The organism is Micromonospora sp. NPDC047740 (assembly GCF_043204735.1).
Classification (GTDB): domain Bacteria; phylum Actinomycetota; class Actinomycetes; order Mycobacteriales; family Micromonosporaceae; genus Micromonospora.
The window spans coordinates 21259-44187 of sequence record NZ_JBIDCT010000026.1; the positions used below are offsets into that span (position 1 = coordinate 21259).

Genomic DNA, 22929 nt, shown 5'->3' on the forward strand with positions numbered 1-22929 from the left:
TTGGTCGTCTTTCACGCTACGGGGGCTGGGTGGACGCTGGACCGGCTGCGGGCCGTGGCGGCCAGGAGGCCGATGCCCGCGGCGGCCAGCAGCGTGGCCGTTACGTGGCCCGACCCCGTCAGGGTCGATGATGGAGTCGGGGTGTTCACCTTCGTCGCCGGTATCGGGCCGGCCCTGATCTTCGTTCGGGCCCGGTCATGAGCGCCCGCGCGCGGACGGCCGCGTGATGTAGTCCGGGGCAAGGCCACCTTCCCTCTCGCCCCAGCTCAGGCCCACGGCGGCGGCTCATTGCAGGGCGTACGAGAAGTCGCTGTGGGTCCTGCGGTTCAGCGGAATGCCGATCTTGACGCAGGGAGCGATCTCCCCGCGGCTGATGCCCAGCCGCTTCGGCGATGAGCCGTTCGGGGCGAAGTGGCACGGGGTCGTCGAAGATGACCGAAACCTGGAGGGGCCAGGGGCTTTCGGGAGGGGACGGGGCGAGCAGTTCCCAGCATGAGCCCAGGGCGAATCGGTTGCGCCGGGCGGTCAGCGGGTCGGAAAGGACGCGGGCGATGAGGGTGGAGGAGTTGCCGGAGTAGCCCTCCCGAAGGATCGGATCCAGGTACCTGACCGGGACGCGATCGTGAACGGTGATCTTACTGGTGCGGTCGCAGGAAACGCAGGCGACCGGGCGCCAGATGTCGAGGAGTTTGCCGTTGGCATTGACGCGGAGCTTCCTGTCGCCGGTGGCGGCGAGGCCGGAATGGCGGTGGACGCAGCGGAACGCGAGCAGGGGAAGGCGCGTGGGCCGAAGGGCCCAGGACAGCATGAGGTGAGGACGCGTAGACATGATCTCTCTGAAGACCTGACGGTAGGCATGGGAAAAGAACCGACGGCAACGTCGGCGACCGATGCACGGGGAAGGTGTCGGGTCTAAAGAGCAGGCGGCGTCACGCGGGGTGAAGTCCTCTCGTGAGTGGATCGGAGAAGAAGATCCAGTTACAAGGTAGGGCGGGACAGGCTGGCAAGGCCACCCATTTTGTCCTGGCGCCGAACACCGAGGGGTGGGCTCGGCGAGCTGGGCGTCGACCACGCCCCGATCGCCTGAGCGTCGCCGCCTTGCAAAGATGCGACGATAAGTCTGATCAACAAAGCGTCCGCATCAGCCATCGCTCAGGGACCGCTCTGACGGGCGAAACCGGGGATCGGCGGGGTCGGCTGCGTCGCGGCGAGAGATTTCTCCGGGGCCGTGTCGATCCGCGGGCCACTCGTTCGACGTTAGGGTGCGAGGGCCGAGAGGCGGCCCCGCCGGACGAGGAGAACGCGATGCCGAAGTACCTGCTGATCATGCGGGGCACCGACGAGTCGAACGCGGCCATGATGAGCAACATCGACGAGATGATGGCCACGACCCGCCAGTTCATCGAGGAGATGATCAAGGCCGGCGTTCTCCTCGCGGCGGAAGGGCTGGACGATCCGGGCCAGGGCGTCGTGGTCGACTTCAGCGGCGAGGTCCCGGTGGTCACGGACGGGCCGTACGGCGAGACCAAGGAACTGTTCGGGGGCTTCTTCCTGCTCGACGTCGCCTCGAAACAGGAGGCGGTCGAGTGGGCCAAGCGGGTCCCGGCGGCCCGCGGGTCCAAGATCGAGGTCCGGCGGGTGCCGGGGAGCGACGAGGTCCCGCAGGTCCGCGAGTGATCGTCAAGGATGGGGCCAGGCGCGAGAGCAACGGCCAGATCTGATGGGTACGGCCGATGTCGAGGCCGTCTGGCGGATCGAGTCGGCGCGGATCGTCGCCGCGCTGACCCGGTTCACCGGCGATTTCGGGCTGGCTGAGGACGCGGCCCAGGAGGCGGTGGCCGAGGCGTTGGTGTCGTGGCCGCTCGCCTCTCCGGCGAATCCGGCCGGCTGGCTGATGGCCACGGCCCGGCGGCGGGCGATCGACGCTATCCGCCGCCGGGCCGCTCTGCAGGACCGATACGCCCTGGTGGCGGCCGACTTGGCGGTCAATTCAGCGGTTGACGAGGAAATCGATCCCGACAGGATCGATGACGACGTGCTTGCGTTGATGTTCATCAGCTGCCACCCGGTGCTCTCCCCCGAGGCCCGGGTGGCGCTGACACTGCGCGTGGTCGGCGGCCTGTCCAGCGAGGAGATCGCCCGCGCGTTCCTCGTATCCGTGCCGACCGTGCAGGCCCGGATCACCCGGGGCAAGAAGACGATCGCGGCGGCCGGGGTGCCGTTCGAACTGCCGCCGGCCGACGAGCGCCGGGAACGGCTGGGCGGCGTGCTCAGCGTCATCTACGTGATCTTCACCGAGGGGTCGACGGCCACGTCGGGCGACCGGCTGCTGCGCCCCGACGTCGCGTACGAGGCGATCCGGCTGGCCCGCACGCTGGCCGCGCTGCAACCGGCCGAGCCGGAGGTGCACGGCCTGCTCGCGTTGTGCGAGCTGACGGCCGCGCGTTTCCCGGCCCGGGCGGGCCTGGACGGCTCGCCGATCCTGCTCGAGGACCAGGACCGGCGGCGGTGGGACGTCTCGGCGATCTGCCGTGGGCTGGCCGCGCTGGCCAGGGCATCGCCTCGCGGCCTCGGCCCCTACGGCCTGCAGGCCGCGATCGCCGCCACCCACGCGTCGGCGCCCTCGGTCGAGGCAACCGACTGGGACCGGATCGTCGTGCTCTACGAGGCACTCGGCCGGGTCGCACCCTCGCCGGTGGTCGAGCTCAACCGGGCCGTCGCCGTTGCCATGGCCTCGGGCCCGGCGCAAGCCCTGGCCATCGTGGACGAGCTGATCGCCTCGGACCGGCTCCCCGGTTCGCATCTGGTTCCGACCGTACGCGGTGAGCTGCTGGCCCGGCTCGGACGGCGACGGGAAGCGCGCGCCGAGCTGGAGCTGGCGGCCCGGCTGTGCGCCAACCAGCGCGAACGCTCGGTGCTGCTGCGCAAGGCGGCCACGCTGGGCTGACTTCTCCGGCTCGGCCCCCGGCCGGCTGCACGTATCTCGCACCGTCGAAGAGGCCACTGTTGCGTCCGGTGTCCCTGCCCGGCCTCGGCGGAGACATGGCCGCTTGGTGGCCGGGCAGGGGGGCTCTGGTGCGGGTTCAGGCGAGCAGTGCCATAGGTCGTTCGAGCAGGTTGGTGAGGGTGGTGAGGAATTGGGCGGCGAGGGCGCCGTCGATGATTCGGTGGTCGGCGGAGAGTGTGTATCGGATGCGTCGGTGGATGGCTACGGTGTCGCCTGCCGCGACGGGTTCGGGGAGGGCGGCGCCGACGGCGAGGATGGCTCCTTCGGGTGGGTTGATGATCGCGGTGAATTGCTCGACTCCGTACATGCCGAGGTTGCTGATGGTGAAGGTGCCGTGTGCCATGTCCGGCCCGGTGAGCTTGCGGTCTCGCGCGGCGTGGGCGAGGCGTTGTGAGTCGGCGGCGATTTGGGAGAGAGTCTTCTGGTCGGCGTCGTGGATCACCGGTACGACGAGTCCTGTCGGTGACGAGACGGCGATGCCGATGTTGACGCGTTCGTGGATCAGGGTCTGGCCGCGGCCTTCGGGTGAGTATGAGGCGTTGAGTCCGGGGTGTTGCCTCAGTGCGAGGGCGCCGGCACGGACGATGAGGTCGTTGACGCTGACTGTGCCGCGTCCGAGGTCGTCGAGGTGGCTGTTGATGGTGGCCCGTAGTTGGAGGAGTTCTTCGACGTCTGCGACGGCGGTGACGTAGAAGTGTGGTGCGGAGTTGCTGCTTTCGGTCAGCCGTCGGCTGATGACCTGTCGTGTGGAGTCGAAGGGGATCGCCGTGCTGTGTCTGCTGTCGCCGGGTTCTGCGGGTTCTGCTGCTGTCGCTTGTGGTGAGTCGGCGGGGCGTTGTTCTCGTGCGGTGAGGGCTTCCTGGATGTCAGCGCGGACGATCCGCCCGCCGGGTCCGGATCCGGTGATCTCATCGAGGTCTATCGCATTCTCACGCGCGAGTCGGCGCACGAGCGGGGTCGCGAACAGCCGTTTGTGGGGAACGCGTGGCTGCGTCTCGGACTGCGGTGGGAGCACCTGCGCCCCTGGTGCTGCGGGCTGACGGGTTGTGTCGGCCGGCAGGTTCGGTGGTGCGGTGGGTGCCGGTGTGGTCTCGGTGGCGGGTTCTTCCGGTGGGCTCGGCGGCTGCCCGAGGCCGTCGTCGAGGCGACCGATCACGGTGCCGATGGCGGCGCGTTCTCCTGCGGGGACGAGGATGTCGTGCAGGGTGCCCGCCTCGTATGCCTCGTACTCCATGATGGCTTTGTCGGTCTCGATCTCGACGAGGATGTCGCCGACCTCGACCTTCTCGCCCGGCTTCTTGTGCCAGGTGGCGATGGCGCCTTCTTCCATGGTGTCGGACAGGCGGGGCATGAGGATGTCGATCACGGAACGGCTCCTTACTCGGCGCGTCGTGCCACGGCGACGAGGGTCTGGCGGATGGCGGTGGTGACGTCGTCCGCGGAGGGCAGGGCCGCGGTTTCGAGCGGCTTGGAGTAGGGCAGGGGCACTTCGGCCATGGCGACGCGGCGCACAGGGGCGTCGAGCCAGTCGAAGGCGCCGTCGGAGATGGTGGCGGCGATCTCGGCGCCGATGCCGTAGGTGAGCCAGTCGTCTTCGAGGACGACGGCGCAGTGGGTTCTGCGTACCGAGGCGATCACGGTGTCGCGGTCGAGCGGGCGGAGGCTGCGCAGGTCGACCACCTCGACGTCGATCCCGTCGGTTTCGGCGAGCTTCTCGGCGACTTCCAGGGCGACGGCGGCCATGCGTGAATAGGCGACGACCGTGATGTCAGAGCCGGGGCGGGTGACGGCGGCGCGGCCGATCTCGGCGGGGGTGTCGTCGTCGGGTACGTCGCCTTTGGTGTTGTACAGGGCGAGGTTCTCCAGGAACAGGACCGGGTCGTCGTCGCGGATCGCGGCCAGGAGCAGTGCCTTCGCGTCGGCGGGGGTGGAGGGGGCGACGACTTTCATGCCGGGCACGAACGCGTAGTACAGCTCGATGTTCTGGGAGTGGGTCGCGCCGAGCTGCTGCCCGCCGCCGCCGGGGGTGCGGATCACGAGCGGCACGCGGGCCTGGCCGCCGAACATGCCGTAGATCTTCGCGGCGTGGTTGACGATCTGGTCGAGGGCGAGCAGGGAGAAGTTGATCGTCATGATCTCCACGACGGGGCGCAGGCCGAGCATGGCGGCGCCGATCGCTGCGCCGGTGAACCCTTCCTCGGCGATCGGGGTGTCGCGCACGCGCTTCTCGCCGAACTCGGCGAGCATCCCTGCCGTGATCTTGTAGGAGCCCTCAAACACGCCGATCTCCTCGCCGATCAGCAGCACGTTCTCGTCGCGGCGCATCTCGTCGCGGAGAGTGTCGTGCACGGCCTGGCGGTAGGTCATGATGCTCATGCGGGTGCTCCGATCTGGGGCAAGGGCGCCGGTTCGAAGAGCGGTTCACCTGGCAGCCGGCGGGAGTCGTTCGGTACCGGTGTGGCGTAGGTGTAGTCGAAGAGGGTGTCGACCGAGGGGTGCGGGCTTTGCTCCGCGAATGTCACGGCTTCGACGACGGTGCGCATCGCCTCCTCGTCGATCGTCGCGATCGCCTCGTCATCGAGCAGACCCTGCTCGTGCAGGCGGACAGCGAACGCGGCGACCGGGTCGGCTGCCTGCAGCGCCTCCGCTTCCTCCTTGGTGCGGTACTTCGCCGGGTCGACCACCGAGTGACCCTTCAGGCGCGGGCTCATCGTTTCGAGCAGGAACGGTTTGCCCTCCCGGGCGCTGGTCAACGCCGTGAGCATGGCCTCGCGCACGGTGAGAGGGTCCGTGCCGTCGACACGGGCGGAGGCCATCCGGTAGGACGTGGCTCTCTTGTACAGCTCGGGCTCGCCCGAAGCCTTCTCCACCGTGGTGCCCATGCCGAGCCCGTTGTTGACGACGACGTACACGATCGGCAGGCCCCAGAGGGCGGCGATGTTGAGGGACTCGTGGAAGGCGCCGATGTTGGTGGTCCCGTCTCCCATGAGGCAGACCACCGCGTCCGCCCCGCCGCGGTAGTCGATCGCGAGAGCCGCGCCCGTGGCGAGGGGAATCTGGCCGCCGACGATGCCGTAACCGCCGAGCAGGCGCGCCTGCGCGTCGAACAGGTGCATCGACCCGCCCCACCCCTTCGAGACGCCGCCGCTGCGACCGTACAGCTCCGCCATCACCCGTCCCGGTGCGATACCGCGAGCGAGCGCGTAGCCGTGCTCGCGATAGTTCGTGAACAGGTAGTCCGTCGGCTCGAGCGCCGACATCAGACCGACGACCGTCGCCTCCTCACCGAGGTTGAGGTGGCAGTATCCGCCGATCTCGGCCTGCGTGTACGACCGCGCGGCGCGCTCCTCGAAACGGCGGATGAGCACCATCTGTCGATAGAACTCCTGCAACCGTTCAACGGCGGGAAACGAACCCTCCCGCGTCGGACGCGACCGCCTCTGCTGCTTGGGTGAGGCGGACTTCCGGGTGGGCATGTGGCATCTCCTCGCTTGGGGCTCTTCTGAAGCCGAGGTGACCGCCGGGGGGAAGAGGCCCCACGGACAGAATGAAACGGTCACGTGTCATTATAGGGTAGGTGGAGGCCACGGTCGCCCACCGCGACCACACGAGTGAGGGACGCAACATGGCACAAGGTGAGACGACACCACGCAAACGCGGCCGCCCCACCGCCCAGGAGCGCGAACGACGCCGCGACCAGATACTCGACGCCGCGGTCACCTTGTTCGTGTCCAAGGGCTACGGCCAGGCCTCGATCGATGAGCTAGCGGCGTCCGCCCGCGTGACCAAGAGAACGATCTACACCTACTTCGGCGACAAGGCGGAAGTGTTCACCGCAGCCATCGAGCGCTTCCGCACTGCCGCCCTCACCGATCTCACCGGCCGGGACGAGTCGCTCGCAGAGCTCGGCGCACGGCTCGTCTTCACCCTGCACTCCGATGAGGCGATCGGACTACACCGCTTGATGATCGCGGAGGCCGTTCAGTTTCCCGACTTGGCCGAACGCTTCTACACCAGCGGACCCCGCGGCTACATCCAACTCCTCGCCACCCGCGTCGCCGACGTTCCCCGACCACCGGACAGCTCACCAGAAGAGCAGGCAGAAGCGATCTTCGGCCTACTGCTCGGCGAGCACCACCGCCGTCGCCTGCTCGGGCTGACCCCACCGCCCACCCGCGCCCAGGCTCGCAGACACGCCGACACGGTGCTCCGCATCCTCGGAATCGCCGAGAACGCACGGCCCTAACTTGATGACGCGGTTGGTGCCTTCTGAGCCGGCGTTGGTGATGCCGGTATGCAGGAATGCGTGGATCTGTGGCCACCAGGTTTCGATCGTAGTGGCGAGCCGGTGGAGTTCGGCCAGGTCGGAGGCGGCGCAGCGGGCGTAGCAGCGGCGGCGGTTGCCCAGCAGCCACCAGGAATGGCGTTGGCGTACGAGTTCGGATGCTCAGATAGGTACGCGTTCAGCCGTACCTACCTGGGCACCCAAAGTCGTACGCCGACAAATGGCTGCCCCGGCGCCGTGCGGCGCGTCATGGATGTCGGCCCGAGGTGGCTGTTCTCGTTGTACCTCACCTATGTGATCACTGGAGATGGCGCCGGCGCGTCCTGTTCCTCGGGGGTGAGGGCCGCTGACCAAGGAACCTTGTCAACCTCTGTCCGTCTGGATAGATCTGTTCGCGTGGCTGATCAAGGGAACCTGGCACGTGCCGTGGTGGCGATCTCCTCGGTTGTGGTCGCCGCCTGTGCGGTGGTGGTGACGGTCAAGGTGCTGAGCGCCGACGAGGTCGTCACCATCAGACCAGAGCGGGTGCTGGACCAGGCGGCGGTGCAGCAGGCAGTGGCCGCCAACATCCAGGGCATTCGGGATGAGCCGGTAAAGGTGCTGTCGTGCCCTGGTTCCGTGGTGGTCAAGGCGGGAACCAGGTTTCACCTGCACATGCATGGTGGGCAACCACGTGGCGGACGCGGAGGTCGAAGTGGTCAACGACCAGGGCAAACTCCATGTGAAGTGGTGAAGCCCTGACCTGCCCCGATCTGAGCCATGGGGACGAGCATGGTCAACGATACGACCCGGCTGTTGGGCCTGGACGGCCTGGTGGTGGAGCGGGTCGAGCTGGACGCCGAGGGCGTCCCGGTGGTGGACCTGTCGACCGGCGATGAGCAGGCACGATGCTGCCCGGGGTGTGGGCAGCGGGCGGCTCGGGTGAAGCAGTGGGCCACGACCCGGCCGCGGGATCTGCCGGTGGGTGGCCGGCCGGTACGGCTGCGTTGGCGGAAACGCCGCTGGTACTGCCCGACGGCCGCTCGCCCACGCACGTCGTTCACCGAGCAGGTCGCCCAGGTACCCGCCCGTTCCCGGCTCACCACGCGGTTGCGTGAGGCGGCCGGGGCGGCGGTCGCCGACGCCGGCCGCACCCGCTCCGCCGCCCGCACGGCAAGCACGTCGACCGCCTGGTCGACACCCTCGACGCCCTGCCCCACGGCCATCGGCGCCCCGATCCTGACTGCCTGGAACGCGAAGAGGACCTTCTCGACCTGCCCGCCACCGCCCGCACCCAGCCCGACCGCGAACACGTCCACCGGCTGCTGCACCGCTCCTACGCCCGCTGCGCCGACTCCGACCTGCCCAAACTGGGCCGACAACCGCGGAAACCCTCCCGGCCGGCGCCTCGGGTCGTGCCAGGACCCGCGCTGCGGACGGCGGCGAGTGTGCCGAAGGCGATGCCCCAGGCCATGCTCAGCGCCGACCAGACCGGCCCGAACCCGCCGGGCGTGCCGGGCCAGACGAGGCAGACGAGACCGAGATACGCGGCCACAAGCCCGACCCCGGCCCCGACGAACCGCCGGCCCCGCACCCAGCACGCCGCCGTCCCGCTCAGCACCACGAGGACGAGGCCCACCGCGCCCTGCACGGCGTAGTGGTCGATCCCGATAGTGACGTCTTCGGGCAGCCCCGCCCGGTTCGCCGCGTACATCCTGTGGGCGTACGCCAGCCAGGGCAGCGCGGCGAGCCCGGCCAGGGCCACCAGCGGCCGGTCCACCCGGACACCGCCCGTCGTGAGCGACTCCCGCCCGGGCGCGAACGCCACGACGAGCGCCTCCCCGGCCACGGCCACGGCAACGAGCACCAAGGCCCATTCAAGGGAGGCGGCGGCGGAGACCGCGAGGGCCGCCGCGACGCACAGCAACTGCACGACGGCGGGTGCTGACCGCCGAGGCCGCGCGGCGATCCGGACGAAGGCCGCCGCGACGAACACGGTGAACAGCAGTCCCCAGCCGGCCTCCAGCGCCACCGCCCAGGCCGGGTCCCACGTCACCACCAGGTCGGGCAGGCCGAACCCGGGAAAGACCAGCCACGTCAGCGCGAAGACGACTGCCGCGATCCGGACACCGGCTGTCCGGACCGCCGCACCGGATACACGACTCACAGCTCACCCCACTCTCGACACCCGTGTCAGATTGGCGGAAAACCGGGGCCACAGGCCAAGTTTGCCGACAACCCGACGCGGGCGGCCTCGTCGTGTGCGACCAGAGCATCGAGAAACACGGTCATTGCAGTCGCGTCGCTTGCACGCCTACCCGGCTAGGGTCGGTATCAAAGCTGAGGCCGCTGCGGCGTGGCTCAGCTTGATACAGACCCTAGGGTTCCTGCATCCGGGATCTGAGCACGTCGAATTCGCACCCCGGCGCGTCCGGATCGAAGCCGTGCTCGATCAGCCAGCGCGACGCCACCAGACTGCGCAGTGACCACCAGGCGCGGATCACGTCCCGGTCCGCGCCGTCACCGTAGCCAGCAAGCAGGTCCTCCAAGCGTTCCTCGTGCCCGAGCGTCAGGGTGGCCAGGTCGAACATGGCGTCGCCGGGGGCGGCCTCGGACCAGTCGATGACGCCGGTGACCTCGTCGCCGTCGACGAACACGTGGGTGATCTGCAGGTCGCCGTGGATGAACACCGGTTTCCACGGCCGGAGCGCGGCCTCGGCGATCTCGCGGTTGCGCCGGATCACCTCGGCGGGCAGACCGGCGTTGGCGAGCAGCCACGCGCACTCGCTGTCGAGCTCCGCCGCCACGTCGTCGAGCCTGGGCCCCGGCCACGGCGGCAACGGCGCATCGTGCAGCCTCCGTATGGCGGCACCCGCCGCAGCCCATGCCGCCGCCGACGCGGCCGACGGTTCGCCGAGGAGGCCGAGCGCGCCCTGCCGGGCACGGCGGCGATCGCGAGCACCGGCGGCTCGCGCCAGAGGATCGCCGGGGTCGGAATCGGCGCCATGGCCATCGCCCGCACCTCGACGTCGGCGTGCGCCGGGTCGCCGTCGACCTTCAGGAACACGTCGCCGACGCGCAGCGTCGCACGCTGGCTGTGGGCGACGACGACCTCAACCGCTTCCATACCGGCCATCCTGGCGGGGATGGCCGTCGATGTCGCCGGATTTTGCGGGTGGCGGGACGCCACCGGTTCTGTTTGGCATGGCGGGTGCGGACGGGGTCTGGGGACATCGCCGCTTCGCGCCGTTCTGGACCGGGGACACGCTCAGCGCGCCGGGCAGCGCACTCGGTGGTGGCGGTGCCGATCCTGGCGTGTTCCGTGCTACACGCCTCGCCCGGCGAGCTGGGTGTGATCAAAGCCGCGCAGACGCTCCCCTTCCTCATTTTCGCCATTCCCATTGGTGAGTACGCCGACAAACTCCCCCGCCGCCGCACCCTGCTCGCCGCCGACGCCGCCAGATTCCCGCTGCGATTGCCCTCCTCGACGTCGCGCTGCCGGTACCCGCCCTGGCCGGTGCGTACCGCACCGACTGGGCGGCGAGGCCGGCACCGATGTCGTAGGTGAGCGTGCCACGTCCTCGGCGTCGCGGATCAGGTCCACCACCGACAGGTACGCCTCAGCTTCGCGCTGTGGCAGATGAGGGTGCCAGCCCGGTTGGACCTCGGTCCGACGAATTTGCCCAGCCGTTCGCGAGAAGGTCGTGCGCACGCCGCCGGACGGTCCCCCAGCAATCGTCCGAGCGGATCTCGTCCGGTGTCGATGGAGCCGCTTACCGTGGGGGTAGGTGACGATGCCGGAGGGTAATGTGGGAAAGCCTTACCAGCATGGAGAGATCGTCGAGCCGGCCCAAGCTGTCCCCACTGATTCGGTGGTGCTGGGCGAAGTCCCGTCGCCACGGCCGGCACCTGAGCCGGCACCAGCGGTCACACCAGCGGACGCGCCCGTGACGGTGGAGGCCTCTGGGGGTGGGGACGGCGGCTCGCGACGGCAGGAACGCTCGGAGCCGCGGACGGGCCGCGAGCGACACGGTGCGCTCAACCGTCTGATCATGGTTCGTACCTCGGCCTGGCGCATCCCCGAAGTGGAGCTGCTGCGGCGGGACCCCAACTGCTCCCCGGACAGTCTCACCACCGAACCAGGCGGCGTGGACTTCGCCGCGCACCGTCGCCTACTCGACGCCCTCCTCCGCACGGACGGGGTGCCGGACGGCGCGGCCTGGTTGGGACGGGTCCACGATGGAGACGATGCCGTCGACTACCAACGTGCCGACAGTGAAGCGGGCCGGTCACTGATGACCGAGCTGGTAGACGAGGTGCGGCAGGGGTGTCTGGCCGCATTGGACAAAAACCGAACGGCCCGTGACCAGCTAGCCGAGCTGCGGCATCAAGTATTTCTGGAGCCGCGACGGCTGCAGTCGCTGCGCGATCCGGCGGACCCGGACCGACCCCTGTATGCGGTCGTTGACATCTCCTTTTCCTACCTTGTCGAGCGGCCGCTGTGCCGAGCCAGCATCTCGGTATGGACGTCGCTGCCCCGTAGCCGTCGGCACGCCCCTGAGGAGCTGCTGGCGGTGAACGCCGCGCAGGACGTGCAGATCCCCGCCGAGCAGCTACCCGCCTACCGCGGCTATCTGCTGCGGGTCGGCGAGAGCCTGCAGCGGCTGCTCGCCGCGCAACTCCTGCCGGTCCAGTTCCGGATCTTCGATTGGCAGTACGACTTACCGACATTCTGGGTGGCCGTCCCGGCGTCTCTGCGCAGCGACGCCTACCGCTATCTGGAGCAGAGTGACCGGGTCGGTGATCGGCTCGCGCGCGAGCTGCTACTGACGGGCACCGCTCGGGACTCCGTGGTGAGCCGCGCCGTGATCAACGGCGACTTCATGGTGCTGCGCCGGTTCCGGCGGGAGGACGAGACCTACACTCCGCACTACCTGATCCTGCCGTCCCGCAACGGCTACCCGGCCCGTGACGCCGAAGGCCAGCGGGACTCGGACCGGCAGGCGGCCGCCATCCGACGTCAGGAGGAGAACGCGGCGGGGATCGTCATCGCCCTCAGTGAACTCGAGGCAAAAAGCGGCAGCGAGCTGTACACGGTGGGGCGCGACCTGGAAATCTGGAAAAACCATCTTCAGGTCTACACCGCGATGGCTGAACGCGGCGCGTTTCTGTGGGACGCGCTCTCGACCCACCTGCCGATGCGGCGCGGCCGAACACTCAACGAAGCACACCGCGCGGTGCAATTGCTGCACCAGATCCTGCTCCAAGGCGTAGCCGACCTCGGCCATCTGCGCGCACTGACGCGGGCCTCCAGTGCCGACATCGACGCGGCGGCCGAGCGGTTGCAGGACGACTTCGACGCGAAACTCACCGAGTTGCACGGGCGGAGTGTGCGCGGACTGCGCGGAGCGATCACCGAGACCGGACTGTTCGCCCGGGTACGCCAGCACGGCGCGGAAATCGTCGAGCAATCCTCCTGGGTCAAGTCTCGGTACGACGACCTCGTGGCCGCGATCACCTCCGCCTTCGACGAGCGGCGAGTCCGCGAGGCGGACGTGATCCAGAAAGGCGGCGTGGTGATCAGCCTCGCGGTGGGACTGGTCAGCCTGGTGACGGTACTGGACGCCACGACGGACATGAAAACCCCGCAGGGCGCCACGCCGACCCCCAGCGCGCCGGCGGATGCCAACTGGCTGCGCTGGCTGCATGACCAGGCACTGGGGCTGCTGGCCCGGCACGCCAACGAGGCAGCCCTATTCAGCCTTGCCTGCGGATTCGCCGTCCTAGGCGTAGCGCTGTACGTCTGGGTCAGGTTCAGGTCCTCGGGTCGGCTGAGCTCTCGACAGTTTCGCCAACTCTATGACGGGTCACGCCGCCGGCTTGTCATGCGCGACGGCCACGGGGTGTGGCACTTCCTGAGGGACGCCTCGACCGACAGTCTCGAGGATTTCCTCGGCAGCGTGCGGCGCCAGCCAGCCAAACCCGAGGACGCCCCGAAGAACCGGCAGCGCTGGGCCGAGCTCGACAACGCCCTGGCCGGGCGCTTCGCCGACCTGTGGGATCGGGCGGCTCCGATGAAGGTGCGGCGGCAGGACCGGGTCCGTTCCGACATAAAGGCACTGGCCCGGCGAATCGAGCACTGGGGAATCCACGGCCTGTTACTCACCGAGCGTCCCCGCCAACTACATGAGTACGTGCTGCCCCGGCTCATCTGCCTCTACCGGTTCTGCATCCCGTGGCCGGACTCGTTCATCGAGAAGGTGGGCCGACAGAACCGCCCGAAGAGCCTCGTGCCGGACAGCGAGTTCGTACGGGCGATGCAGTGGCTCGGCTTTCAGCGCGACCAGGCATTGGAGTTCGACGGGCACCTGCACACATGGCAGAAGCGCCAGATCAGCGAGACCCAGGACGCCGCCGAATCCGCCGGAAAAGCCGCCCCCGCTCAGTACGCTCGGCGACTTCTCGATCTTCTGAATGAGTTGGAACTCTCGGCGTACTGCACGGCGGAAAACGTCGAACGGCTGCTGGTCCGGTCGGAAGCAGCGGCGGCCGGCAAAGGTACCGCGCCGCCGGAGGCGCCTCCGCGGGTATGGACCCAGGTCGTAGTGCAGCCGGGCGATCTGCATCCGAACGGCGAGCCGACCGACCAGGCGCTCGAGCGCTACTGCGTACTGGCTTTTGCCGAGTGGCTCCAGGCCGAGGGGGTGCGGGTCGAGCCGCTCGCCAGCGGACGGGTGACCATAACGGGCAAGGACGGTGCCACCGTCGAGCCGGTGGTGCTGGGTCCACGTGCCAGCCGACTACTCCGACTCACCGCTGGCGACACCATCGAGGTGAGCTGCGCCGTACACCAGAACGAACTTCGCGGATTCCCCACTCGCCACCTGCTGCGGCCCGCCCCCGCGCCCCTGAACCAAACGAACGGCGACGCGCATGATTCGACCACTGCGCTCCACGGCAGCGCTCCGGATGAAATGAAGGGCGAGGGCGGCGAGGGCGGCGAGTCCGACGAACCGGTGACTGTCGACGGCATCGCGCTCCTGCGCGACACTGCCACCGGCCGCTTCACACGCGAGCCGGCACTCTGGCTGCGCCCATGATCGACCGCTTGGTACCAGACGTCTGTTTGTGCAGCTCAACTGACCTACTCGGCGCTCCGAGGCGGAGCCTCACTGGTGCGGTATCCCCAGCGTTCACCGGGATGCACCGTTGTGGATCCTCGCTGTGGGGCGAGCGACTGTCCGCCTCGGGTGGTGGGGCGGGCCCCCGCCGGCCAACTGATCCTCTCGCCGCCTGGCTGCGGGCACCTCGCGGCAGATTCGTGCGTTCCCCACCGTCACCTTGCCGACCTTTCGGGCCGTCTACTCAGGGCCCCGGCAAGTCGCCCGATGCCCGGCTTGATGCGGTTGGTGTAGCACGCCCCGGGCTAGGGGTAGCAGGACGGGGATGACAGTTGAGGTGGTCATCGAGGAGTCTTGTTGGTCGTCCGAAGTCAGTCATGCCTGCTCCGTAATCACCGCCGATCTGGGCCTTGTCGTGAGCACCGGCGGTCCGTGACCGGCTTGCGGCGCATCGGCATCGCCGCCGCCATCGCCCGGTTCGACACCGAGATCGAGGTTGTCGGCCCCGCCGAGCTTGTCGACGCCTTCGGCCACCTCGCCCGCCGCCTCGCCAGGACCGCCGCCGGCCCCACTGGCGGCGAGACCTCTTGATCGGGTGCTCGCTCATGCCGCCCGAGCCGAACGGAGCGTGATGTCCCGGGTGCCGCAGCGCCCGGCCGTTGCCGAAAACCGTGTTTGTCCGACGAGGAACTCGGACGAACTCGTCTTCATGCCTGATGAAGCAGAGCCGCCATGGTTCGGTGGCAATGCTGCAACGTGCGGCGTGGTACCCGGCAGCTTCCGGCGACAGCCGTTGCGGCGGTCAGCTCTGCTGGTAGTTCACTGCGGCGAACCCGCACGGCTGGTGCAGGTGCAGGTAGTAGGCACCCTCGCCGAACTCGTCCAAGTCTGCGCCGCCGATCAAGCCCACGTAGTCCATCGGTTGTCCGCAGCCGGGGCAGTCGGCGTGCTCGGCGTCCTGGATCCAGTCGGGCCTGCCGCCCAGGGTCGAGCCTCCCCGATTCCAGGCGCTGGCCTGGTAGGGGCTGGGCAGAGCCGGTCCTGGGACCGGCAGCAGCGCCGGCGGGTCCTCCGGTTCGGCCGCATCCGGTAGGTAGCTGGGGCGGGTGTTACCGGCCCACCAGGCAGCGGCACCGGCAGGTGTGACCCGGCTGTACAGCGTCGTATAGCAGGCGCAGAAGTGGCAGGTCTCGATCACCAACCGGCCGGACCAGCCCGTGTGGGCCATGGCGGCACCGGTGGCGGGGTCTGCGGTGTCGAGGTCCGCGGCAGTCCAGAGCGGCGATGCGCACCACGGACAGTGGGAACGCTCTACGCGTCGCGATGTCTCACGCATGACCCACCGGTACGCGGTCTCACCGCACAGGTCACGTCGGTTGCCGTCCGGGCCGACCACCCAACCGCCCTCCTGCGCGTAGCGCAGCGGGCCGACGTGCAGCTTGTCCACGCCGGGCGGCGGCTGGGTCGACCAGCGACGCATGGCGCTCTCGGCGAGCGGGTGAGCACTGTGTGCCAGGACAAGGAGCAGGTGGTTGAGCCGGTCCGGCGTCCGCCCACCGTCGATCTGGTCGATGACCCGGCGGACCACGTCGGCACCTGCCGCCCGGTACAACTTCCCCGGCCACAACACGTCGAGATCCAGCAGGAGGCCGTGGTGCGGAGTCAACCGCCGCGGATCGGTGTCCGCGATCGCGCACAACTCCTCGATCGCATCGTCCTCTTCGGCGGCCGTCCTCCTGATCAAGTCCTCGATCACAAGGGGATGGTAGCCATGCCGGTCAGCCCGCCCCGTAATGGACCGACGTCCTCGGCATCGCAGCACGACGGCGCCGGTGTCCTCGTCTGCGGCCGACCGGGTGTTACCGAGTGTGACGGACGGAGCGGCGGCACTCGAACGCGCGGTCTTGCCGAAGACAGTCCCCAACGCCGTCACCCTGGTTGTCGCCTCGACGCGGCGTGCGTACGTGCGCCAGGTCGGATCCGCGTCCTATGTGGCGAAGCGCCGATATGCAGTGAAAGCCGACCAGGGCCGACCGCGATCGTGCGATCGCGAATGGGCCCCGTGCATATCATCGGTATTGGGGCGTGGAAACCCGGTCGTTTACGGCCGGGAGGAAACGCCGCCCCTCCCCTCAGTGATCGTCTTACATGGACGGTTGGTAGGGTGTGAGGCGTGGGTGAGGTGGTGAAGCGGGCGTACAAGTACCGCTTCTACCCGTCTCCCAAGCAGGCCGAACAGCTGAACCGCACCTTCGGGTGCGTGCGTGTGGTGTACAACCGGGCGTTGGAAGCCCGCACCCGGGCGTGGGCGGTGGACCGCCAGCGCACCACCTATGTGCAGTCGTCGGGGTGGCTGACCGAGTGGAAGCGCACGCAGGAGTTGGCGTTCCTGAACGAGGTGTCGTCGGTGCCGTTGCAGCAGACGTTGCGGCATCTGCAGGCGGGGTTCGTGGCGTTCTGGGACAAGCGGTCCCGGTATCCGAGGTTCAAGTCCAAGCGCAAGTCGCGGGCGTCGGCGGAGTTCACCCGTTCCGCGTTCCGGTGGCGGGACGGTCAGCTCACCCTGGCGAAGATGAACGCCCCGCTGAACATCGTGTGGTCCCGGCCGCTGCCCGAAGGGGCGGAACCGTCGACGGTCACGGTGTCCCGGGACGCTGCCGGGCGCTGGTTCGTGTCCATCTTGGTGGAGGACCCGACGGTGAAGCCGCTGCCGCCGGTCGCGGCGGAGGTTGGTGTGGACGCGGGTATCACCAGTCTGCTCACCCTGTCCCGCCCGATCAGCGGGGTGAGCGACGAGCAGGGCAAGGTGGCCAACCCGCGTTACGGGCAGGCCGACCGGCGCAAGCTGGCCAAGGCGCAGCGGAACCTGGCCCGCAAACAGGAGGGCTCCGCGAACCGGGCGAAGGCCCGGCTCAGAGTGGCCCGCATCCATGCCCGTATCGCCGACCGGCGTCGGGACCATCTGCACAAGCTGACCACTCGACTCGTCCGTGAGACTCAAACGGTCGCGATCGAAGATCTCAGCGTGCGTAACATGCTCCGCAACCGGCGCCTGGCCCGTGTCATCTCCGACGCAGGCTGGGGTCAGTTCCGGAGCATGCTGGAGTACAAGGCCGACTGGTACGGGCGTGAGGTAATCCCCGTCGACCGGTGGCTGCCCTCGTCCAAAACCTGCTCGGAGTGCGGGCGGATCAACACCACCCTCGAACTCAATGTCCGCGTCTGGACGTGCCCGGGTTGCGGGGTCGAGCATGATCGGGACATCAACGCTGCTCGCAACATCCTCGCCGCCGGGCTGGCGGAGAGGTGAAACGCCTGCGGAGCTGATGTAAGACCTCAAGGGAAGATCCTCCCGGAAAGGCAGTCGGCGATGAAACAGGAAACCTCACGGGCAACCGTGAGAATCCCGGCACCTTCAGGACCGGGAGGATGTCAAGGATGGTCACTGATGGTCGGCGAGCGGAGAAGGAGGCGGCATGCAGATACGGATCAGTATGGACGATGCCGCAGCTTCGGCTGAGCTCTTTGACTGGCTGCGCGTCGACGCCAGCCTGATCCGAGGCGCTGAGGTACGGCCCGGTCCGGCCGACCCGGGGAAACTCGGCGCACTGGAGATCATCGATGTGGTGCTCGGGCAGGCGACGGCGATCTCGAGTCTTGCGCTGGCCGTCGAGGCATGGCGTCGTTCCCGCTCACGTCCCGGGACCGTCACGATCACGCGGGCGGACGGTGCCACCCTGACCCTGCCGAGCGGCGACGCCGGGAACGCCGACGTGATCCGGCAGTTCCTGGCTGGGGAGAACGGCGGATCGGATCAGGCCACGCAGTGACCACGGCCGCCTACCTGCCCGATCCGGCGAGGTCGCGGGCCGTGCTGATCGGTGTCTCGGCGTACACCCGGATGCCGGCCATCCCTGCCGCCGCGGCCAACGTAGCCGCCCTGTCCGCCGTGCTCACCGACGCCGACCGGTGGGGGTTGCCCGCGGAGAACTGCCGCCTGGTCGTGGATCCGGTCACTGCTCAGGACATCCTCGATCCGATCCACGAAGCGGCCGCGGAGGCCACCGATGCGCTGGTGGTGTACTTCGCGGGCCACGGGTTGCTGGACAACGGCGAGCTGGAGCTCGCGCTGGTCGGCGGTGCTGCGAACGCGCTGCATCATGCGGTGCGCTTCGCCCAGGTACGCAGGGAGGTGGTTACGACCGCGCGGCGCTGCCGGGCGAAGGTGGTGATTCTGGACTGCTGTTTCAGCGGGCGGGCGATGTCGGGCTTTATGGCCGCACCGGGGCCGCTGGCCGATCACGCCGTCATCGACGGCACGTACCTGATGACTGCCACCGCTGAGACGACACTGGCCCTGGCCCCACCGGGAAACAGGTACACCGCCTTCACCGCGGCGCTGCTGAGCGCTCTGGAGAACGGCGTACCCGGCGGCCCCGATCCGCTCGACATGGACACCCTATTTCACCAGGTCGAATCCGAGCTGCGAAGCCGGGGCCAGCCGATTCCGCAGCGCCGCAGCCGCAACGGCGGCAACCGGATCGCACTGGTCCGCAACCCTGCCACGGGCGCCCTAGCCGAGACTCCGGCAAGGACGTACGAGCAGCCTCGACGGCGCCGGATTCTCCCGTGGTCGGTAGCCGCAGGTCTGGTGGTCGCCGCTGCCGGGCTCGCGAGCGCCTTCGCGCTCGACCTCGACCCGAGGAGACCGCAGGTGATCGGCTCCACCCCTCCCGGCGTCTCAGCGGGCCCTGCCACGAGCAGTCGCACCCCAGAGGCGCCGACGATGACGAGCACCACCCTTCCGCGTACGCAGAAGGTAACCGCAAGCTGGCGCCGCGACGTCCCGACGACCGACGGTTCCGTCGTGATCGGACTGACAGGGGTCAACCAGGATGGCATCTTCTTCTACGTGGTAACCCCCGAGATCAGCTGCAGCGTGAAAGGTTCCCAGATCGGGGAATCGATCGTGGTACCGCAACGCGACGGCGTTTGGATCCGTTTCGTGCTGCTGAAGCGGCTATACCCGAACGTAAATGCCAACAACGAAGATTTCGACACCCCGGTGGAGTTCGAGGTGCAGTGGGGCCGAGACAAAGCACCGCGCAGTAGCCGCCCTTGCCAGTAACGCCGGCGGCGTGGCACCTACTACCGTTCCCGGAGCGACGCCTGGTGGACGTACGGCTCGGAGAGGGTCGTTGTTTGTCAGGCCCGACTTGGCCCACGGTTGACTGATTCGGAGGTCTGTGTGGGGGGTGACCTGGGGTGTTGTGTCGGGAGGCACGCCCTACGACCGCGTGTCACTTGGGAGTTGTTGCTGGTCAACAGGTTGAGTCGGACGGCCCGGCGCTGGCCGTTTGGCCGCTGACCAGCAACAGTGACTTGCCCACCGTCGTGCGCGCGGCAAGTGCGCGGTGGGCGTCAGTGGCCTGGTCCAGCGGGTAGGTGGCGCCGATCGTCGGCCGCAGCCGTCCCTCCGCGGCCCGTTCCAGTGCAAGACCCAGCAGTTCGCGCACGGTCTCCTGGTTCGGTGGGCCGTCCAGTAGCGGAGCGAGCACCCGTATGCCGCGGCGCGCGGCCGACTCAGGGTCCGGTGCGGCGAAGCCGTCGGCCGTGCCGTAGGTGACGAACCGGCCGCCGTCGGCCACCGCTTCCAAGGCTGCCGTGCCGAGCGGGCCACCCGCCCCGTCGTAGACCAACGCGGCGCCGCCGCCAGTCACCTCCCGCACCCGGCGGATCCAGTCCGACCGCGTGTAATCGACGGCAACCTCCGCGCCCAGCTCGCCGGCCAGCGCCAGTTTGACGTCGCTGGATGCGGCGGCGACCACCCGGGCTCCGGCGTCGACGGCCAGCTGCACCAGCAGCGATCCGGCTCCGCCGGCAGCCGCTGAAACCAGCACCCATTCTCCCTTCTCCGGCGTGCCCAGCCGGTCCAGGCTGAGCGCGGTCACGCCGTCGTGCACCAGCGCGGCCGCCGCCTCGATGGCCAGCCCGTCGGGCACCGGCATGATCTCCTCGACATCCGCGACAACCCGGTCGGCGTAACCGGTGCTGGTCCGGACGACCACACGCCGACCGATCCATGCCGGGTCCACCCCTTCGCCGGTCTCCACCACCGCGCCCGCTCCTCCGCCACCTGGGACGTACGGCAACGTCCGCGGGAAGAAGTCCTGGCCCCAGCCGCTGCGCAGCAGGGTATCGAGAAGAATGACGTCCGCCGCAGCCATGCCGACGACGACCTGGCCGGGGCCGGGCACCGGGTCGGGCAGCTCCGCGGGGGACAGCACCTCCGGACCGCCGAACACGGCCACCTGGATTGCGCGCATCTGTTGCACCCTTCACGTGAGACGGCGTCCTGGCCAGTCTTCAAGCTGAAGGTTGGTTGAGGTCAAGGTGCACCCTGAGGGTAGGGAGACCAAGGTCACCACTGTTGATTCGCGATTTTCGATGATGATCAGGTGCACCATCTGCGCTGGTCGTGCGGCTCGTTGAACTTCGGTCGCCGTCCTGTGGATGCAATGGCCTATCCTGCGGTAATGGCCTCACGGACAAGGATCAGCGCCCCGTTCCACCCCCGTTAGGTGGCCGCGTTCGCGGCCTCGAAAGGGGGCAGCCATGTCTCGTACGGACAAAGACGGTCCGCATCATCCGCGGAGCGGCCTGCGGTGGCTGGCCGGTGGTGGCGGCCCGCCGCACTGGTTCATCAACGCCGTCTGGACCAGCCGGGAGCGTCAGGCCGCGAAGGTCGCTTGCCGTAACGCCGGGAAAGAACATCGCGGAAACGGGGTTGTCGAGACCATCCCGACCACCCAGCAGCACCGCCGCGGTGCCCAGTGGCTCTGGTGGTGACGTGTGCCGCTTGCCGCGCTCCGCGCCATCTCCAATCGCCCGTCGATCTTCGCCTGTGATCGCGCCGATCCAGGTCGACCCCTGGATCCGGCCGCCGACCAGAAGCCAGGGCGGTGACGAACGTGCGGTGGCGTTCGATGCGCGGTCGTGTCGATGAGCGGGCGCCTGGTCGGTACCGGTCGGATGACGTCCCCGCCCGGCTCGCCCGGACGACACGCACGTAAGGTCCGGGCATGATCGAATCCCAACGCGAAGCCGTGGCGCGCAACGACGGTGGCGAGCTCGACACCACCCTCGCCTTTTTGTCCTTCGCTCGATCATGCATGCTGAAGAAAGTCGCCGGGCTGAACGAGGAGCAGCTGCGACGCCGCTTGGTCGTCTCCGACACCACACTGCTGGGCCTGGTCCAGCACCTGACCGACGCCGAACGGTACTGGTTCGGCTACACGTTCGCCGGCGACCCGCGCTACGCCGACGTCGACTCCGACATGGTGGTCGAGCCGGACCGGTCCCCGGATCAGATCATCGTCGGCTACCGGACCGCGATCGCCGAGAGCGACGCCCACATCATCGCAGCCGCTGGCCCCGACGTCCTCACCGCGCAACCCGTCGGTGACACGCCTCGTACGCTTCGCTGGGTGCTCGCCCACATGACGAGCGAGACCATCCGGCATGCCGGTCACGCCGACATCCTGCGAGAGCTTATCGACGGTGCCACCGGCCGGTAGGAGATCGCGACTCGGAGCCGTACCCCATCCGGTGCTACGCAGCTTCCGGAAAGACATCGATCGAGGCGATGCGGTCTCTGAAACGGCGCCTGCCTGGCATCGTCTACCGGCGCATGATCAACGACGCCGTAGCCGCGGCGACGGGCCCGGGAGGACACCGGGGAACGACTACTGACTCCAGCGTGACCAACTCGCATCCCCAAGCCGGCTCTTCGGAGAAGTCACTTCCCGGACCCGCCGAGACCCAGCTTAGAACCCCGCTCCCGGCGATGTCTTTGCAGGGAGGGGAGCCTACTTAGCGGACGTCCGCGCACTACTCGTTGATGAGCTGCTCTCGAAGAATGTCTGCGTGCCCGCAGTGCTGGGCGAGCTCGCGCAGCACGTGGAGATACACCCACCGCAGCGGGAGCGGGCCCCGGCGGTGTCCGTGAAGGATGTCGTCCAGACCCAGGGATGACGTCGCATGGCGTGATGCTTCGCAGGCTTCGCGATGTGCGTGCTGGACGGTGGCGATCGTGTCGTCGTCATCGAGGATGAACGACTCCTCTGACGTCGCAGGGATGCCGATCTCAGCGCGCGACCGGCACGTGACGGCCTCGTCAAACCAGACCTTCTCGACGAAAGTCGCGTGCTTCACAAGACCCAGCAGCGTGGTCCGGGAGGCCACCAACGATCGGCGCGCCTGTTTCTCTGTCAGCCCGTCCAAGCAGCCATTGAGCGCGCCGCGGTGCTCGTCGAGGAACGCCTCGAACTGGGCACGGGCTGGCTGTGCGACGATCTGGTCGGCGAAGGTAGGCGGGTAGGAAGGCATGGGCAAAGCATTCCAGACCGCTGCACAGGAGCGACGGCGAGCGCTGTGCTCGGCCCGCTGCCATGTTGATCACGCGGCGCATGGTCGAACTTCGCACCTTGATGTCCATATGGTGGCCGCTGCCCCGCTGAGAGGTGCGGCCTCACTTT

At 68.5% G+C, this 22929-nt stretch carries 19 protein-coding genes and 2 pseudogenes; 11 read left to right on the forward strand and 10 right to left on the reverse strand.

Annotated elements, in window-relative coordinates; translation table 11 throughout:
* Positions 1–145 precede the first annotated feature (145 nt).
* On the reverse strand, positions 146–829 hold the full coding sequence (locus tag ACGF4F_RS33270) for a DUF1062 domain-containing protein (RefSeq protein WP_393083901.1): 684 nt from the start codon (positions 827–829) through the stop codon (positions 146–148).
* Positions 830–1305: 476 nt separating this feature from the next.
* Between ACGF4F_RS33270 and ACGF4F_RS33275 the strand changes: the two genes are divergently transcribed.
* Positions 1306–1677 (forward strand): YciI family protein, encoded by a 372-nt coding sequence (locus tag ACGF4F_RS33275; RefSeq protein ID WP_393083904.1) that lies wholly within the window; start codon positions 1306–1308, stop codon positions 1675–1677.
* 43 nt (positions 1678–1720) lie between these two features.
* On the forward strand, positions 1721–2947 hold the full coding sequence (locus ACGF4F_RS33280; protein ID WP_393083907.1) for an RNA polymerase sigma factor: 1227 nt from the start codon (positions 1721–1723) through the stop codon (positions 2945–2947).
* A gap of 136 nt (positions 2948–3083) precedes the next feature.
* Here the strand turns inward: ACGF4F_RS33280 and ACGF4F_RS33285 are convergent, their stop codons facing one another.
* From ACGF4F_RS33285 to pdhA, 3 genes are read right to left on the reverse strand one after another with little or no spacing between them, the layout of a single operon-like run.
* Positions 3084–4373, reverse strand: a complete 1290-nt coding sequence (locus ACGF4F_RS33285) for a dihydrolipoamide acetyltransferase family protein (protein WP_393083910.1) — start codon at positions 4371–4373, stop codon at positions 3084–3086.
* An 11-nt stretch (positions 4374–4384) separates the two neighbouring features.
* Positions 4385–5383 (reverse strand): alpha-ketoacid dehydrogenase subunit beta, encoded by a 999-nt coding sequence (locus ACGF4F_RS33290; RefSeq protein ID WP_393083913.1) that lies wholly within the window; start codon positions 5381–5383, stop codon positions 4385–4387.
* Positions 5380–6483, reverse strand: coding sequence for a pyruvate dehydrogenase (acetyl-transferring) E1 component subunit alpha (pdhA, locus tag ACGF4F_RS33295; protein WP_357443700.1), 1104 nt, complete (start codon positions 6481–6483; stop codon positions 5380–5382). Before pdhA ends, ACGF4F_RS33290 begins: the two co-directional genes overlap by 4 nt.
* Positions 6484–6632: 149 nt before the next feature.
* Between pdhA and ACGF4F_RS33300 the strand changes: the two are divergent.
* Positions 6633–7211 (forward strand): annotated as a pseudogene (locus ACGF4F_RS33300) (TetR/AcrR family transcriptional regulator); the annotation flags it as partial.
* Here ACGF4F_RS33300 and ACGF4F_RS33305 read toward each other — a convergent pair.
* Entirely contained in the window at positions 7125–7418 is a 294-nt protein-coding gene (locus tag ACGF4F_RS33305) for a transposase (RefSeq protein ID WP_393084004.1), read from the reverse strand. The pseudogene ACGF4F_RS33300 and the gene ACGF4F_RS33305 sit on opposite strands and share 87 nt — an antisense overlap.
* Here ACGF4F_RS33305 and ACGF4F_RS33310 point away from each other — a divergent pair.
* Together ACGF4F_RS33310 and ACGF4F_RS33315 are read left to right on the forward strand one after the other, a co-directional pair.
* Positions 7314–8033: a hypothetical protein gene (locus ACGF4F_RS33310; protein ID WP_393083916.1), complete on the forward strand. Its 720-nt coding sequence runs from the start codon at positions 7314–7316 to the stop codon at positions 8031–8033. The genes ACGF4F_RS33305 and ACGF4F_RS33310 overlap by 105 nt on opposite strands.
* A gap of 30 nt (positions 8034–8063) precedes the next feature.
* Positions 8064–8246 (forward strand): annotated as a pseudogene (locus ACGF4F_RS33315) (ISL3 family transposase); the annotation flags it as partial.
* Between the two features lie 361 nt (positions 8247–8607).
* Here ACGF4F_RS33315 and ACGF4F_RS33320 read toward each other — a convergent pair.
* Both ACGF4F_RS33320 and ACGF4F_RS33325 read right to left on the reverse strand, forming a co-directional pair.
* On the reverse strand, positions 8608–9438 hold the full coding sequence (locus ACGF4F_RS33320; protein ID WP_357443697.1) for a hypothetical protein: 831 nt from the start codon (positions 9436–9438) through the stop codon (positions 8608–8610).
* 211 nt (positions 9439–9649) lie between these two features.
* On the reverse strand, positions 9650–10249 hold the full coding sequence (locus ACGF4F_RS33325) for a phosphotransferase family protein (protein ID WP_393084007.1): 600 nt from the start codon (positions 10247–10249) through the stop codon (positions 9650–9652).
* A gap of 1074 nt (positions 10250–11323) precedes the next feature.
* Here ACGF4F_RS33325 and ACGF4F_RS33330 point away from each other — a divergent pair.
* Both ACGF4F_RS33330 and ACGF4F_RS33335 read left to right on the forward strand, forming a co-directional pair.
* A complete protein-coding gene (locus ACGF4F_RS33330; RefSeq protein ID WP_393083919.1) occupies positions 11324–14371 on the forward strand; it encodes a hypothetical protein in 3048 nt (1015 codons plus the stop codon).
* Positions 14372–14824: 453 nt separating this feature from the next.
* Positions 14825–14983: a hypothetical protein gene (locus ACGF4F_RS33335; protein ID WP_393083922.1), complete on the forward strand. Its 159-nt coding sequence runs from the start codon at positions 14825–14827 to the stop codon at positions 14981–14983.
* A 211-nt stretch (positions 14984–15194) separates the two neighbouring features.
* Here the strand turns inward: ACGF4F_RS33335 and ACGF4F_RS33340 are convergent, their stop codons facing one another.
* The gene (locus tag ACGF4F_RS33340) at positions 15195–16148 is read right to left on the reverse strand and encodes a hypothetical protein (protein ID WP_357443690.1); all 954 of its coding nucleotides are present in this window, start codon (positions 16146–16148) and stop codon (positions 15195–15197) included.
* Between the two features lie 417 nt (positions 16149–16565).
* On the opposite strand from ACGF4F_RS33340, the gene ACGF4F_RS33345 reads away from it, so the two are divergent.
* The 3 genes from ACGF4F_RS33345 to ACGF4F_RS33355 all read left to right on the forward strand — a co-directional run bounded on the left by ACGF4F_RS33345 (position 16566) and on the right by ACGF4F_RS33355 (position 19520).
* Positions 16566–17702: an RNA-guided endonuclease InsQ/TnpB family protein gene (locus ACGF4F_RS33345; RefSeq protein WP_393083925.1), complete on the forward strand. Its 1137-nt coding sequence runs from the start codon at positions 16566–16568 to the stop codon at positions 17700–17702.
* A 166-nt stretch (positions 17703–17868) separates the two neighbouring features.
* Positions 17869–18222, forward strand: coding sequence for a hypothetical protein (locus tag ACGF4F_RS33350; RefSeq protein ID WP_357444808.1), 354 nt, complete (start codon positions 17869–17871; stop codon positions 18220–18222).
* Positions 18219–19520, forward strand: a complete 1302-nt coding sequence (locus ACGF4F_RS33355; RefSeq protein WP_393083929.1) for a caspase domain-containing protein — start codon at positions 18219–18221, stop codon at positions 19518–19520. Before ACGF4F_RS33350 ends, ACGF4F_RS33355 begins: the two co-directional genes overlap by 4 nt.
* 193 nt (positions 19521–19713) lie before the next feature.
* On the opposite strand, the gene ACGF4F_RS33360 is transcribed toward ACGF4F_RS33355, so the two are convergent.
* The gene (locus ACGF4F_RS33360; protein WP_357444802.1) at positions 19714–20718 is read right to left on the reverse strand and encodes a zinc-binding dehydrogenase; all 1005 of its coding nucleotides are present in this window, start codon (positions 20716–20718) and stop codon (positions 19714–19716) included.
* Positions 20719–21474: 756 nt separating this feature from the next.
* Here ACGF4F_RS33360 and ACGF4F_RS33365 point away from each other — a divergent pair.
* A complete protein-coding gene (locus ACGF4F_RS33365; protein ID WP_393083933.1) occupies positions 21475–21969 on the forward strand; it encodes a DinB family protein in 495 nt (164 codons plus the stop codon).
* Positions 21970–22282: 313 nt separating this feature from the next.
* On the opposite strand, the gene ACGF4F_RS33370 is transcribed toward ACGF4F_RS33365, so the two are convergent.
* Entirely contained in the window at positions 22283–22780 is a 498-nt protein-coding gene (locus ACGF4F_RS33370) for a DinB family protein (protein WP_393083936.1), read from the reverse strand.
* Positions 22781–22929: the final 149 nt, after the last annotated feature.

Coding starts and splice junctions, on each gene's coding strand:
- ACGF4F_RS33330 (WP_393083919.1), top strand. CDS start 11,324: ATGGTTCGTACCTCGGCCTGGCGCATCCCCGAAGTGGAGCTGCTGCGG.
- pdhA (WP_357443700.1), bottom strand. CDS start 6,483: ATGCCCACCCGGAAGTCCGCCTCACCCAAGCAGCAGAGGCGGTCGCGT.
- ACGF4F_RS33275 (WP_393083904.1), top strand. CDS start 1,306: ATGCCGAAGTACCTGCTGATCATGCGGGGCACCGACGAGTCGAACGCG.
- ACGF4F_RS33280 (WP_393083907.1), top strand. CDS start 1,721: ATGGGTACGGCCGATGTCGAGGCCGTCTGGCGGATCGAGTCGGCGCGG.
- ACGF4F_RS33270 (WP_393083901.1), bottom strand. CDS start 829: ATGTCTACGCGTCCTCACCTCATGCTGTCCTGGGCCCTTCGGCCCACG.
- ACGF4F_RS33370 (WP_393083936.1), bottom strand. CDS start 22,780: ATGCCTTCCTACCCGCCTACCTTCGCCGACCAGATCGTCGCACAGCCA.
- ACGF4F_RS33290 (WP_393083913.1), bottom strand. CDS start 5,383: ATGAGCATCATGACCTACCGCCAGGCCGTGCACGACACTCTCCGCGAC.
- ACGF4F_RS33360 (WP_357444802.1), bottom strand. CDS start 20,718: ATGCGCGCAATCCAGGTGGCCGTGTTCGGCGGTCCGGAGGTGCTGTCC.
- ACGF4F_RS33365 (WP_393083933.1), top strand. CDS start 21,475: ATGATCGAATCCCAACGCGAAGCCGTGGCGCGCAACGACGGTGGCGAG.
- ACGF4F_RS33350 (WP_357444808.1), top strand. CDS start 17,869: ATGCAGATACGGATCAGTATGGACGATGCCGCAGCTTCGGCTGAGCTC.